General features: G+C 38.0%; 11 protein-coding genes and 2 pseudogenes. 11 read left to right on the top strand and 2 right to left on the bottom strand.

Annotated elements, in window-relative coordinates; translation table 11 throughout:
- Nucleotides 1-88: 88 nt before the first annotated feature.
- Together istA and istB are read left to right on the top strand one after the other, a co-directional pair.
- The gene (gene istA / locus CL176_RS09890; protein ID WP_118989686.1) at nucleotides 89-1,576 is read left to right on the top strand and encodes an IS21 family transposase; all 1,488 of its coding nucleotides are present in this window, start codon (nucleotides 89-91) and stop codon (nucleotides 1,574-1,576) included.
- The gene (gene istB, locus CL176_RS09885) at nucleotides 1,570-2,331 is read left to right on the top strand and encodes an IS21-like element helper ATPase IstB (RefSeq protein WP_118989628.1); all 762 of its coding nucleotides are present in this window, start codon (nucleotides 1,570-1,572) and stop codon (nucleotides 2,329-2,331) included. Before istA ends, istB begins: the two co-directional genes overlap by 7 nt.
- A 120-nt stretch (nucleotides 2,332-2,451) precedes the next feature.
- Here istB and CL176_RS09880 read toward each other — a convergent pair.
- Nucleotides 2,452-2,634, bottom strand: a pseudogene (locus tag CL176_RS09880) (IS1634 family transposase); the annotation flags it as partial.
- Nucleotides 2,635-2,839: 205 nt separating this feature from the next.
- A complete protein-coding gene (locus CL176_RS09875) occupies nucleotides 2,840-3,868 on the bottom strand; it encodes an Abi family protein (RefSeq protein WP_162890953.1) in 1,029 nt (342 codons plus the stop codon).
- A gap of 937 nt (nucleotides 3,869-4,805) precedes the next feature.
- Between CL176_RS09875 and CL176_RS09870 the strand changes: the two genes are divergently transcribed.
- The 9 genes and pseudogenes from CL176_RS09870 (at nucleotide 4,806) to CL176_RS09825 (ending at nucleotide 14,047) form a co-directional block, all read left to right on the top strand.
- Nucleotides 4,806-5,132 carry a hypothetical protein gene (locus tag CL176_RS09870; RefSeq protein ID WP_118991160.1) on the top strand — a complete coding sequence of 109 codons (327 nt, stop codon included), beginning with the start codon at nucleotides 4,806-4,808 and terminating at the stop codon, nucleotides 5,130-5,132.
- Between the two features lie 351 nt (nucleotides 5,133-5,483).
- Nucleotides 5,484-6,567, top strand: a pseudogene (locus tag CL176_RS13105) (IS30 family transposase).
- Nucleotides 6,568-6,881: 314 nt separating this feature from the next.
- Nucleotides 6,882-7,289 (top strand): hypothetical protein, encoded by a 408-nt coding sequence (locus tag CL176_RS09855; RefSeq protein WP_162890950.1) that lies wholly within the window; start codon nucleotides 6,882-6,884, stop codon nucleotides 7,287-7,289.
- A gap of 377 nt (nucleotides 7,290-7,666) precedes the next feature.
- Nucleotides 7,667-8,359, top strand: a complete 693-nt coding sequence (locus CL176_RS09850) for a response regulator transcription factor (RefSeq protein ID WP_118991157.1) — start codon at nucleotides 7,667-7,669, stop codon at nucleotides 8,357-8,359.
- A gap of 705 nt (nucleotides 8,360-9,064) precedes the next feature.
- Nucleotides 9,065-9,985: an ABC transporter ATP-binding protein gene (locus tag CL176_RS09845; RefSeq protein WP_118991156.1), complete on the top strand. Its 921-nt coding sequence runs from the start codon at nucleotides 9,065-9,067 to the stop codon at nucleotides 9,983-9,985.
- The gene (locus CL176_RS09840; RefSeq protein WP_118991155.1) at nucleotides 9,978-10,856 is read left to right on the top strand and encodes an ABC transporter permease subunit; all 879 of its coding nucleotides are present in this window, start codon (nucleotides 9,978-9,980) and stop codon (nucleotides 10,854-10,856) included. The genes CL176_RS09845 and CL176_RS09840 overlap by 8 nt, the downstream gene beginning before the upstream one ends.
- A gap of 116 nt (nucleotides 10,857-10,972) precedes the next feature.
- Nucleotides 10,973-11,569, top strand: a complete 597-nt coding sequence (locus CL176_RS09835) for a TVP38/TMEM64 family protein (RefSeq protein ID WP_118991154.1) — start codon at nucleotides 10,973-10,975, stop codon at nucleotides 11,567-11,569.
- Between the two features lie 4 nt (nucleotides 11,570-11,573).
- Complete coding sequence (locus CL176_RS09830; protein ID WP_118991153.1) at nucleotides 11,574-12,620, top strand: glycosyltransferase; 1,047 nt, start codon at nucleotides 11,574-11,576, stop codon at nucleotides 12,618-12,620.
- A gap of 104 nt (nucleotides 12,621-12,724) precedes the next feature.
- A complete protein-coding gene (locus CL176_RS09825) occupies nucleotides 12,725-14,047 on the top strand; it encodes an ISL3 family transposase (protein ID WP_118989665.1) in 1,323 nt (440 codons plus the stop codon).
- Nucleotides 14,048-14,174 lie beyond the last annotated feature (127 nt).

Here is a 14,174-nt window from a genome sequence, read left to right as displayed (position 1 = left end):
CCTTCGGGGTAAATTGCTATTCAAAAAGGGACCACTTGCCATGCCTTTCCATCTATAATAAACGTATTATAGATGGAGGTGCCAAGGAGTGATTCGTATCAATAAAGAATTCGAAGTGATTCACCGTTTTAGAAATGGGGAATCCATTAGGAAAATTAGCAGAGACATGGACATTGATAGAAAAACGATTCGAAGAATAAGGGATCGATACCAAGCAGGTATAGATGCTTTGGATGACGCTCAAAATGAGAAAGAAATCGAAGCAGCAACCGAACAATTAGTCTTAGAAAGAAAATATGATACTTCCAATCGGAAAAAAAGAACCTTTACACCAGAGGTGGAAGCTAGAATGAGCGAATTACTGGAAAAAGAAAGAGAAAAGGATCGAAGGCTAGGACCTCATAAACAAGCACTAACGGCTAAGGCTGTTTATGAAATCCTAGCAGAGGAAGGGTATGCGATTAAATACCGGACAGTCGCTCATTACTGGTCAAAAATGAAAGCGAAAGCTAAAGAGGCTTTTATCAAGCAAAATTATGCATTGGGTGCACGGGTGGAGTTCGATTTTGGAGAGGTCAAATTAGAAATTGAGGGCGTGGTTAAAACCTATTATCTCGCTGTGTGGGCTAGCCCTGCTTCAGATTATTACTGGGCTTACCTCTATACCAACCAGAAAAAAGCTGTCTTTCAGGATGCGCATGTGCGATTTTTTGAAAACCTGGGTGGGGTGTATGCGGAGCTTGTCTATGACAATATGAGAAATGTGGTCACTCGTTTTATTGGGCGTAATGAAAAGGAGCTAAACCCCCAACTCATCCAATTAGCCACTTATTATGGGTTTAATATTAATGTCACCAATTGCTTCAGTGGGAATGAGAAGGGAACAGTAGAGAGTCGTGTAAAGCATGTCAGACAAAACTGTTTCACCAAAAAATATCAATTTCAATCTTTAGATGAAGCTCGCCAGCATTTGGAAGAGTCCTTACGGACTTTGAATCAAGAGAGTCGTTTGGAAGAAGAAAAAGGCCACCTTCTTAAATACCGTCCTCCCTTTGAACTGGCAGAACTTTGTCAGCTCAGCGTCACAAAGTATGCCACGATTCATTATCAGAAGAATCAGTATTCTGTCCCTGACTACTTGGTAGGGAAGCGAGTTCAGATCAAGGCTTATGCCGATTATCTCGTGGTTTATGCCAATGAACAAGAAGTGGCCAGGCATAATAAAATAGAGGGTTCCCATGGGTTTCAGCTTGATATCAGTCACTATATCAAAACCCTCAAGAAGAAACCTGGTGCTCTGGAACACTCGCTGGTTCTTCAACAAACCCCCGGCTTGGAAACACTCTATCATAAATATTATAGCGGACACCCTAAAGAATTCATAGAACAACTTGAGAAATACCATAGCCTCAGTGGAGAGGCTTTGTGCCAGCAATTGGCCTATGATCAGTTGGTGCAACGTGTCACAACGGAAAATGAGGGTGTTCCTAAAAATCAGGAGGCGATTCTTCATCAGACAGAAGCAACGCTCCATCAATTAAATGCTCTCTATGGTTTGGAGGAAAGCTTATGTTAACAATCGCAGAAGCCGCTAATGAACTAAAACTTCCCTATCTGAAGGAAAATTACCAACACCTGCTCCTGGAATATACGAGTCGCGGACTGGATTTGGAAGAAGCCCTCACAGAGATATTGACAGAGGAGGTGGAACAACGTCGAAATCGAAGCTATCAAAGAAGGATTCGACAGGCCAAGTTTAGCCAAAAGAAGTACCTGATGGACTTTGACGAGAAAGTGTTTAAGGAAGGTGTTCGCCAACAACTACGCGAATTAAAGACCCTGAATTTTATTCAAGAGAAACAGAACGTCATTCTTATTGGCAACCCTGGAACAGGGAAGACGCATTTTAGCATTGGTCTTGGCATGGAGGCCTGTCTGCAGAATTATCATGTACAGTTCGTAAATGCCCCAAATCTTGTTATTGAATTAAGAGAGGCCGTCACGCAAAGTCAATTTTATCGCTTCAAACAGCGATTAAATAAGGTCGATCTCTTGATTGTCGATGAATTAGGTTATTTATCCTTTGATGAAGCCGGGGCTGAGCTTCTGTTTAATCTTCTTTCTAATCGGATGGGAAAGGGCTCTACAATGATTACGACGAACCTTACCTTTGATCGCTGGCAGGAATGCTTTAAAGACCCGACCTTAACGGGAGCCCTGGTGGATCGTTTAGCCTTTAAGGCGCATGTTGTGGACATGCGAGGGGAGAGTTATCGGATGAAGCAGACCAGTGCCTGGAAGGAGGCGCAAGCCAGCCAAAAGGAGGTATGAAGCGCTGAGACACTTTCTTCTTAACTAACTTTTCATAAATTAGCCTAAGCCGTTACATTGACCCAAAAGGTGGTCCCTTTTTCAACGGCAAGGTGGTCCCTTTTTCACTTGACATATACACGTGCGTTTCTTTGCTTCTGTTCTAAGCTTTTCCATGATGTCGGGATCTTCCGCAAGCATCTTTTCGTAATTCCCAACGGTTTCAATAACTTTTGTTTTCTTCTTCTTGGTATTGGGAATGCGGTGTTGTTCAACGAATTGAATCACTCGATATTTTCCAGATCCACTTACCGTTACATACATCGATTTCACCTCACTTAGTCGTTAAGACTATTATACCATAATTTTAATAATAAGTGAACATAAGTGGACAAAAATATATAAAAGAAAACGGCGATAAAGCGTATGATATCACCGTTTTAAAATAGAAAATTAATTTTAAACAACGAAAGTCAGGATATGGTATTAAAATTAAGTTGACTTTAGTTTTTAGTCTTTTTGTGTAGAATTACAATAGTTGATTAAGCCCTTTATCTAAATCAATTTCTAGCAAGTTTTTCCAATCTGGTACAAAGCCAATTTTGAATAATTTAACTACGTTAGAATTTTGTTCAATCTCATTCTCCAGTTTATTTAAGAAGGTATTCCAACGTGTTTGGGTTGATAAAGTATCAAAAATAAGGATGTTTTTGATACTAATCAAGTAAGCGAAAAGATCTCTATTGTCGTTTTTCTTTTTGCCATATCGTTTCATCTTGCGCATATCTGAGGAATAAATTTGTGGATTTCCTGTTATTAATAGTTTTCCATATAGTCTTTGATTATGGGCGCATAAATTTCTCAAAAACCAGGCAGCAGAAAACCAAGACGCTAATCTGGCATTAATTTCTTCGCCTTTGACTTTTTTGAGTTGTTGATTTCTAGATAAAAAACCATAATAAGCCCAATTTTTACGAATATCATCGTTAAGTGATGAAAAGAAAAATGATAATTGTCCAAATGTCATTTCTTCCGCCAGCACCCACAAAGGAATGTGCCCATTTTTCTTTTCTATGTGATGTTTAATGGTGAGTGAAGTTTTATTCTCTTCAACAGTCTGCTCAAGACTTACGATAATTTCTTCATAGTTTTCAGGGGTAGCATATATTTTTTGGTCGAGATAGCATTCCCCTTTTGAGAACCTCCCGTTATAGTTAACACAAGTGCTGGTAACAACTGTTGTTTTCATGATTTCTTCGATTCTCTGTGTAAAGGGGCTAATGGCTTGCCTTAAAAATGTATCAAATTCTACAAGTTGAATCAAATTTGAAAAGGTGAATATGTTTTTAGTGTTATCATATGGTAATTGCTTTTTATATATAGATAAGGTGTAATAATTAGTTGTTTTTAAGATGGTTAATGCTTCTTCTTTTTCTTTATCCGTGAAGGTGAGTTTTAATCCATCGGAACACTCTAATCTATGAATAAGCCTATTTAAATTTAAAAATGGCTTCATTGATTTTGAAGGATTATTTGAAAATTTAAATGGGTCTGTCATCATCATTCCTCCTAAAAAAAATGACCCACTACGTTTTGAAGCAGGGAACGTAGTAGGTTCTGGTAAATTAATTATATTCTAAAGACTAATAAAAAGCAAGTATTACTGGTGACATGGGAACTCAAAATAATCCCGCTTAGTTGCAAAGTTAAATGCATAGAGAATTTGATGAAAAATAGTTCCCAAACTATTATATACAATCTCGCGTTTGACACTTCTAAAGGCCAAAGGGTAGCTAAAACCTCTTTAAATCAACATTTCGGAGGAGTTTGTGCCAACGGAAAAAAGCGTACTATTCGGACTTTAATACAAAAATATTTATTTTTTTGAAGTATGAAGTATATTATAAGTGTCAAAGCAATCTAATTCATAGAGCGGTTTTTATACAAGGAAAATGCGATAATAACAATGTTTTTGTCATATTTATAGCTGATGAAAAAATAGCACGAAAAATATGCACGAGATATTTGACAATATATGTGCTATACACCAACGTTTAGAGTGTTTTTTAAGGCTGGCAAGTGTCAAAGTCGCGAAGATAAGTATAATATCAAAGATGTCAGGAAAGATAAGGGAAGAAGTAATACTCAAAATGTTGTTGATTCTCTAAAGCTTAAAAATTATAATCAGCTTGTAATAATTAATTTAACTGACCACTCAAGCCATGTGGAGGCTCTAGTATTGATGACAAGGTAAAATGAGTAAGAATACTTTGAAAGGCTTGGAATCAATAGGTTTATGATTTTTAGGTTGGGTAATGAGATAATAATTTTATTGAAATTAGCATTCAAAAATATCTCCTGAATACTTGCTTGTAGCGACACTATGAATATTCTGAAAGGGTCGTGTCATCATTTTGGATATTTGGTAGGTCGTGTAAACGGTATGGATGAGGCGACGGATAAGACAAATTTGAATTTTTAGGAGGGGTTAGATAATGGATTGGATAATTATACTAGCACTATTGATTATATATATTTCATTTAGTGAGGAAAATAAAAAAATTATTAAAATATTAAAAAAAAGTGAAAGAAGAAATCAGGAGGGAAAAGGAATGTCGATAGTAATTCAAGGGTTAAAAAATAATAAATGTAAGATAATTACAGATGAAGCTTTAACATTGGTTGGAAGTATATCAATTACAGGCATTGTAATGGACTCAGATGAGGAATGGATAAAACTTGAATATATTGATGAAAATAAAGAGAAAAATATAGCTGTTTTTAGGATAGATTCAATAGATACAATTTTACTTGTTGATTGAATAAGAGTTTAGAGGATAGTATTATGTGGTATATTTTAGGAATTGGAGCAATTATTACAGACATTTTAAATGTTGTATAGTTATTCCAGAACAAAGAATAAAAAATGGTTTAGATTTACAAGACTGTCTTTAACAGCTTTAACTTTATGTGCTTTTTACTCAGATGGAGCAAAGAGGGAATCAAATGGATATTAAGATCGAAAAAAGAAAGCATTTAAAGTAGCGGGTGTCAAGTCAGATGTAACCAAAGACTCAAACTTGCGACTTATATAATTAAGTGAGACCATAAAAAAGCCCATCGGCTTCTCTGCTATACTGATTTTAAGCACAAAATACAGAGGAGAGATTTCGATGGGCTATACCTATTCTACCATAGTTCGGAAAAATATTTACATATGACCTATGAGATGCGTAGGACGATGGAAAAGTTACTAATTGAGAATGCCAAAGCGCCAAAGGCGAAGAGAAAACTAACAAAGAGATTTATGAATCTTTAGGTATCTCAAAAGCCATCTTTACCGTGAGCGTAAGCGAGGACTAGTCGATGTTGTAAGATCTGACCTGGAGCCTTACAAAATGTATTCAGCCGACGTTGCACAGAATGACTATGATTTTGAAGCCAAGAGAAAAGGCCCTAATCCAAAAATCGGAAACAATCATAAAGCAGCTAACTTCATTGAGAACTTAATTGCTTGCGAGTCCTACTCACCATATGCGATGCGGCAAGCGTTGCTCTGAGGAACGAGGAGAGTCTGGGCTCACTCTCTCCTTTAAAACTATCTACAACTACATTGAGAGAGGGTTCTTCGCCTCTTTAACTAAGAAAGATCTGCCTCGTAAAGGTAAAAGAAGTAGGAGACAGTATAAGGGTGTACGAAGAACGCAAAGAGACTCCTTGGCTAAATCCATTCATGATAGGCCAAAGGCCGCTAATAATCGAAGTGAATTAGGACATTGAGAAAGGGACTGCGTTGAATCCGGAAAAAACATCGGTCCACTCTACTAACGATGGTAGATCGCCGTTCCAGACGAACGATTCTCCTAAAGCTTTCCTCTCAAACACAAAATGCTGTTATCGAGGCTTTAGATAATCCTGAGGACAGCTTAGGCTCTGAGAAGTTTAAGAAGACATTTAAAACAATTACCGTAGATAACGACAGTGAATTTTTAAACTGGAAAGAAATGTAGACATCTTCTTTGGATAAAGGTGAAAAGCGCTGCCGAATCTACTTCTGTGATGCCTATAGCGCCTATCAGAGAGGCACTAATGAACAAAATCAACGGCCAGATACGTCGTCACATTCCAAAAGGATCCATCATCCGAGATTACTCCAAAGCTCAAATTAAAAGCATCGAGGAATGGATTAACACTTATCCTAGAGGAATTCACGCCGGTCATTCTGCCTTGGACATTTGGTTAGCTGAAGCCGCATAGCCGGCGCCCTTGACAACAATCCTCCTTCGGCATGGTTAAAGAGGGTAAGGTTTATGGGAACAACCCCATAAACCCCGGGCCCACCTCGCTATTCGCGAGTACCATGCCTCAGCTCAGTGTCAAGGGAAGCTTCGCCGCCGGGAAGCACATGATTTACATTGCGTTTATAGCTCAGATGACCTAGGTAGAAAATGAGTCTCACTTTAACTTGCAATTAGCGCTCAGTAAAAAAACATGATTTGAACTTGACCATCTCATTGTTAGACACAACAGAATCACGACTAACACATAATTCTGATGATGATGAAAGTTACTTGGAAAACATAGACAAACTAAGAAATTATTTAAGGAGAAATTGGCAATATATTGTTCCGTTTGAGGAAAATAAAGATAAAAGTTTAGGTATTTGTGAAAGTGGCCATCGGCTTTATACTTATCGAATGAAAAAACAAGGAAAAACATGGAGTAAAAAAGGAGCAGAGAATATGTCTGCGATTATCACAGCTATTAAGAATGGGCATCTTGAAGAAGCTTATTTTAAGGACGTTGATTACAAAGGTTATCAAGAATTACTCGGGGAGGAAATAAAAGGTGCTGTCCGTGAAGCATTAAAGAAAGTTAAGTCAGACTCAAGTTGTGTTGTTCGAGGCAGGATATCTCTTAATGCATCAAGTTCAAGTGCTTTAGACCGTTTAATAAAAACATTAAACCGCAACAAGTAGATGATGTTTGTTCGGTATGTGTTGGCTAACATCTGAGTGAAAGGAGATTTGTTTTTCGAGCCCAGCGTGAAAAGGATGACCTGGCGCACATCGTAGCGTTGTGGCTCCGCCACTTACGCTACGAGTAGCCAGGCAAGCCGGAAAATTCCGGAGGAAGTTGAAGGCGGTCCCACGCCAGGCGAAGAAAAAAACATCGACTGTAACTCAGATGTTCATGGCGTTGGATTGAGCATAGAATTTTAATGTTAAAACAGAATACTTGTGCAACTTTTATAAGTTTACCGAGAATGCCTTGACACATACCTACATTGTCGACTAAAGAGAACAATTTTAAAAAATATGATATAATTCTAATCAGTAAACAATGAGGTGAAAAAATGGCAGAGATCTTAATTGTTGAGGATAATCCTGACATCCATTCGATGTTGACTGAAAGTTTAACGAAGCAGAGCTACCAAGTATCTTCAGCCTATTCTGGAACAGAGGCTAAGATGATGTTAGAGATGAATAAGTATGACTTGATCCTCTTGGACTTGATGTTGCCAGGGATGTCTGGGGAAGAGTTATTACAACATTTTAGACAAAAGACCCTGACTCCAGTCATTGTCATGTCTGCAAAAGGTTCCATCGAATCCAAGGTGGATGTGTTGGAGATGGGTGCGAATGATTATGTAGTGAAGCCTTTTGATTTACGTGAATTAACCGCACGAATTCAAGTCCAACTTAATCAACAGCATGGAGAAACTAGAGAAGAAAGCCAGACTTTAGATATTCAAGGCTTGGTTTTTGATTTGGATAATAAAAGTTTGAGTTACCAGGACGAAGAAATTAACCTTACTCGAAAAGAAGCGAAGATCATTGAACTCTTCCTTAAACATCCGAAGAAGATTTTTACTAAAGAAGAGATTTACCAACAAGCTTGGGATGATTATTATATGGGAGACGATAAGACCATCAATGTTCATGTTTCAAATATTAGAAAAAAACTGTTAGACCAGACAGGTGAAGAATGGATTGAAACCGTTTGGGGAGTAGGTTTTCGCCTGGATCCGAAGAAAATTGAAGATTAATTGAATCGATAAGAAGCTTCTCGTATGGAATTTCATAAGTTGCAAATTGGATAAAATTCCACTGTATGGGAATTCATAAGTTGGAAAATGAACATAAACCTACAGTATGAATTTACATAAGTTGGGAAATGGACAAAATCCTACCGTATGAGTTTCCGTAAGTTGGGAAATAGACATAATCCCACAGTATGGATTTCCATAAGTTGGAAAGTAGATGTTTTACTTTAATCAAAATTTTCGTTGACCGCACAAAAAAGTTATACTGGACGCTCTTAATTTGAAGTGACTAGTATAACTTTTTGTTTTCACTTTTTTACCAAACGAAGAGAGTCAATGCCTAACGAGGTCAATGTCGTGGTAGGCACGATTTATGCCTTTGAACACTCGCGTGAGATTTCTTGCGCGAGTGTTCAACTTTAAAGGCAGCTTTACATATGCTTGCTTGAAACATTGAGACTCACTCACTTCAGTCGGTGAGCATTCTTTCAATTCTGTAAGCATGATGTAAGTTAAAATACAAGCATTTATTGATGTAAAGGCGTAAATTACATGTGTAAGAGACGAGGAACATCCTGCAAAAAACAAGGTCAAGTCCTTCTTTAAACTTTTTGCTTTATTTCTTTATACTTTCTTTATACTTGCTTTGCGATGACTTTATGAGTGTCTCCTATAATAAATTTAGAATCAAAAAAGGAGGACACCCCAATGACAACAACGATAAAAAGTAATAAGTTAACAAAAAAATATGGTCGTCAAGTCGCATTAGATCAAGTATCAATTCAAGTCGAACAAGGTGATATTTATGGTTTGATTGGTCGAAATGGTGCAGGAAAAACAACCTTACTAAAAATATTATCCCAGCAAATCCACCCTGACTCAGGAACGTTTGAAGTTTTTGGAGAAGAAGTTCAAGTTGAAAAAGATAATGGTATTCGCATTGGTAGCATCATCGAGTCGCCGGGACTTTATCCTGACTTAACCGCCTACCAAAACATGATGCTCAAGTGTGAAGCGATGGGAATTCGTCGCAAGAATTATATCGAAGACATTTTAGACTTAGTTGGCTTAGCAGATGTAGTTAAGAAAAAGAGAACCAAGCAATTCTCTCTTGGAATGAAGCAACGACTCGGCTTAGCTCTAGCATTGATTGGAGATCCGGACATCTTGCTTTTAGATGAGCCAACCAATGGAATGGACCCACAGGGTATATCTGACTTTAGGAATTTAATCTTGAAATTAAACCAAGAAAGGAAAATCACCATCATTATTTCTAGTCACATCTTAAGTGAGTTGGATAAGATTGTGAACAAACTAGGAATTATCCATGAGGGACGTTTGCTGACTGAAGTGACTCGCGACGAGTTGCTGAATGAAAACAGAGACAAGTTAGTATTAACGTCCAATCAGTTATCTCGAGTGACTAACTTTATTGAAGAAGAATTAAAGATTACAGATTTTCTGGTTGTCAATCCAACAGAGCTTGAAATATATGAAAGCATTGATCAACCGGAATATATTTCACACAACTTAATTGAAAATGGAATTCTATTCGATACCTTCTATTACCATGAAAACTCTTTAGAAGAATACTACATCAACTTAACAGGAGGCGGACAACATGCTTAATTTTATACAATTTGACCTTAAAAAGATGGTAAGAACTCGAGCTCTATGGGTGCTCATTGGTTTGATGGTAGTTTTTACTAGTTTGAGTGCAATCAGCGATAGTAATGCATTGAAGAACAGCAATTATGAGGAATATAAACAAGAGACCCTACAACGAATTGAAAAACAAAAAGAAAGTGAAGAAAATAATTCTGGTATCGTTGTAAGCTCTGGTCCAGAAGAAGTGGTTGATGAAGCAACCTATGATGCATTAATGGAGCAGACGAAAGAAAGCTTATCTTTTGAACCATCAACGCTATATATGATGCAGAACATGGTGATGATTGCTTGGATATTCTTTGCTTTCTTTGTGGGGAATGATTGGAGTTCAGGTTATATTAAAAATCTATTAACCCTTGATGGGGCAAGAAGGAATTGGGTGACGTCTAAGATTGTTTCGGGCCTGGCTTATGGAGTGCTTACACTTGCAATTAGTCTAGCTTACGGTGCGTTTACTCATATGATTTCAGGTCAAGATGCTTGGACAGTTGATGTAGGAAATTTAGCTAGTCATTTCTTGTTGAATGAGATTTATATCGTGATTGCAGCTTTAGTAGTTAGTCTGGCTCAACTCTTGACACAAAGCAAGACTGCTACGGTGATTGTCGCCTTCTTCTTATCAAGCAACATGATGAACAGTATCGCACAGTTAATTTCTTCTTGGGTGAAAGTAGACTTAACGCCGTATCTTTACTCTGTAGCATATAGAAATCTAGGCATAGACATTGATATGGCTAAAATCTGGTCGGTTGTTCTATTAGGACTTGCTTACATTGTTGTGACCTATGCCTTAGCTCAAGTGAGGTCAAGACGCATGGACGTGAGTGTTTAAGTCCTTTTAATAAAAACTTTCCCAACATCAATAAGAATGAATTGAATCACAGGATTACAGAGATGTCGACAACTAAGGGTTTGTAGATAAACATGAAAAAAGGAATTGAGTGAGCTATGTCTAGTCAACGAATTAGAGATTTAGTGAATGCTCTCGGCATTATCGGCACGATAGCAACGGTTATATTTTTATGGTATGCCTTCAAAATTGGTTTGTTGACGAATGAAGAAGTCATGAAAGACTTTTTGAATCAAGCAGGGGTATGGGGACCGTTAGTCTTCATCTTCATTCAAATTGTTCAAGTGGTTATCCCAATCGTTCCGGGTGCCATAACCATTCCGGTTGGGGCGATTATCTTTGGAGACTGGCTGGGCTGTGTCTATAATTATGTCGGCATTGTGATTGGCTCTCTTATTAACTTTTGTTTGGCTCGCCAATATGGCAAACCTTTAGTTAAAGCCTTAACATCAGAAAAAACATATGATAAGTACATTGGTTATTTGGAGCATAAGAATTTTGGAAAAGTGTTTTTAGGGTTTATGATCTGGCCGTTTAGCCCGGATGACTTCCTATGTTACTTGGCCGGTTTGTCGGCAATGACCTGGAAGAGCTATGCCTTGATTATTCTCACAACAAAAACTTGGAGTATTTACATTTACACGTATGGAACGGTAGCGATTTTAGACCTGGTTCAAAAATTATTAGGGGGTTAAGCCAATGAAAGTTTATCTATGTTCAGATTTTGCAAGCTTAATAGAAAAGAGTGGTGTGGGTCGTGCTCAAGTTCATCAAGAAATGAGTCTAGCATCAGCTGGCATTGAGTATACCCTCAACCCTCATGACCACTATGACTTGATCCAAGTGAATACTGTTTTTCCTCAGTCGGTCTGCCAAGCGATAGCTTCGGGTGTGTTAAACAAACCAGTTATTTACTTTGCCCATTCGACTCAAGAGGACTTTAGGGATTCCTTTATCGGTTCAAATGCACTGTCCCCCTTGTTCAAGCAATGGTTGAAGTTCGCCTACAGTCGTTCAGATCTTATTTTAACACCGACCGATTATTCGAAGGGGTTGCTAGAAGACTACGGCTTTAAGCAACCGATTCAAGTCATGTCCAATGGTATTGATATTGACTATTGGCAGGCTGATGATGAGGAGGTGCAAGCATTCAGACATCAACTGGGTGTAAGAGACCATGAAAAAATGATTGTGTCAGTTGGTTTGCCGATTGCTCGAAAAGGAATTGACGACTTTGTCCAGTTGGCCCATAGTTTTCCAGACTATAAGTTCTTTTGGTTTGGAGAATTGAACCGCCGACTGCTCCCGAGTGACATTAAAGAACTCATTGATCAGGCGCCTAGCAATCTTTATTTTCCGGGGTATGTACCACGTGAGGAGATTCGCTTGGTTTACCAGGCATGTGATTTGTATTTGTTCTTAACCCGTGAGGAAACAGAAGGTATTGTTTTATTAGAGGCTTTAGCTAGTCGAGCTCCAACTTTAGTACGAGCAATCCCTGTCTTTAAGAAATATCAAGATGGTTACGATTTATACAAGGGTAGAAATTTACGTGATTTTAAGGCCATGCTCTCACTAATTTTAGATGGAAAGTTTGAAGATTTAACTGAAAATGGCTATCAAAAAGCAAAGGAATATAGTGTAGAAGCGAATGGTAAAAAATATGCCCAGCTATACACGGAATTATTAGCAGAAAAGAACTCAATGGAAAATACGAGGCTGGGACAAAAGCTTAAAAGGTTCTAAAATAAATACGGTTGATGGAAATTTCTCGACCGTTTTTAAGTGCAAAAAACGCAGATGTTCTTTAATATTAAAGTTGACCCAATAATAAAGGAGAACATCTACGTATGAATCATTTTATCGAAAAAACCTTCCAATTAAAAGACAAAAACATTGAAATCGATATGGATTATTGTGAAGAGATAGAATTCAAAGGGCGAACATCGCTCTTTTATCGAGGAACATTGGCATATAAACCGGAGGCTTGTCCTCATTGTGGCATTGCCAATAATGATTATGTCATTGTCAGTAATGGAAAACGCTCCTCTCGTCTGACATTAACAGCCAAATCAGGCTTACCTGCTTACTTAATCCTAGCTAAGCAACGCTTTTTATGCAAAGCCTGTGGGCGGTCATTTACAGCGAAGACATCCATCGTTAATCCTGACTGCTATATTACGAATCAAGTCAAACAACAGATTATGGACCGCGCCACAAGAGTCACTTGTGAAACAGATATCGCCAAAGATACTTTTGTATCACCAAATACAGTCCGACGGGTGATTCATGAAACCGCTCGAGCTATTCGAATACGGTCCACTGAACAGTTGCCTAAGCATCTATCCTTTGATGAATTTAAAAGCGTTAAGTCGGTTAAAGCAGCGATGAGCTTCATCTGTTGTGATACACTGTCACATAAAATCGTAGATGTGGTCGAAGACAGAAAAACACACTCACTCAGTGCTTATTTCTCAAGGTTTAGTCGCCAAGCACGTTACCAAGTTCAAACCATTACGATAGATATGTACGAACCATACATGCACCTGGCAAAGCGATGGTTTCCAAATGCAAAGATTATTCTTGATCCGTTCCATTTAATTCAAGCCTTAAATCGCGAATTAGATCGGACACGAATTCGTTACATGAACGAGGTTCGTTATAAAGATTCAAGACTCTATAATAAACTTAAGCGTTATTGGAAATTAATACTCAAACCAAAAAGCGACTTAATGTCTACTGAATACCATCGCTTCCCACTGTTTGATTGGTTAACCAATACTCGTAGCATTGTGGACTATCTCATTCAGCACGACGACGTCTTGAAGGATACCTATCAAATGGTGCATCAATTGGGCGATGCCTTAAGGGATAGGAACTGGCAACGATATCAAGAGATTTTGGCACAAAGCCGGTCCATGACACTTTCAAAAGGCTTAAGGCGTGTATTAAGGACGTTCAGAAAGTATGGGGAATATATCCACAACACACTCACACATGCAGGCCTTAGTAATGGTCCTATCGAAGGGATTAATAATAAGATTAAACTACTCAAACGCAATGGTTATGGTTACAGAAACTTCAGTCATTTTAGAGACAGAATATTACTCATGTGCCGACTTTATGAACCTAAGAACAAAGAAAAAGATCAAGCAACAAATTTAGTCGCTTGACCTTAAATTTACTCATCAACCCTATTTGACAAAGAGCCGCTTAAAAAGCGCGTCGGATCAGCTTTTTGAAAGGTTGATCTGACGCGCTTTTATTATTTCATTGAAGCAATGTCAACTGCTGAAAAAG

This window comes from Suicoccus acidiformans, assembly GCF_003546865.1.
Lineage (GTDB): Bacteria > Bacillota > Bacilli > Lactobacillales > Aerococcaceae > Suicoccus > Suicoccus acidiformans.
The sequence above is the reverse complement of the archived record's forward strand: the minus strand, read 5'-3'. Positions and strand labels throughout refer to the sequence as shown.

Excerpts from the sequence above, each read along its gene's own strand:
- CL176_RS09875 (WP_162890953.1), bottom strand. The coding sequence starts at position 3,868 with ATGACAGACCCATTTAAATTTTCAAATAATCCTTCAAAATCAATGAAG.
- CL176_RS09825 (WP_118989665.1), top strand. The coding sequence starts at position 12,725 with ATGAATCATTTTATCGAAAAAACCTTCCAATTAAAAGACAAAAACATT.
- CL176_RS09840 (WP_118991155.1), top strand. The coding sequence starts at position 9,978 with ATGCTTAATTTTATACAATTTGACCTTAAAAAGATGGTAAGAACTCGA.
- CL176_RS09845 (WP_118991156.1), top strand. The coding sequence starts at position 9,065 with ATGACAACAACGATAAAAAGTAATAAGTTAACAAAAAAATATGGTCGT.
- CL176_RS09830 (WP_118991153.1), top strand. The coding sequence starts at position 11,574 with ATGAAAGTTTATCTATGTTCAGATTTTGCAAGCTTAATAGAAAAGAGT.
- CL176_RS09870 (WP_118991160.1), top strand. The coding sequence starts at position 4,806 with ATGGATTGGATAATTATACTAGCACTATTGATTATATATATTTCATTT.
- CL176_RS09850 (WP_118991157.1), top strand. The coding sequence starts at position 7,667 with ATGGCAGAGATCTTAATTGTTGAGGATAATCCTGACATCCATTCGATG.
- istB (WP_118989628.1), top strand. The coding sequence starts at position 1,570 with ATGTTAACAATCGCAGAAGCCGCTAATGAACTAAAACTTCCCTATCTG.
- CL176_RS09835 (WP_118991154.1), top strand. The coding sequence starts at position 10,973 with ATGTCTAGTCAACGAATTAGAGATTTAGTGAATGCTCTCGGCATTATC.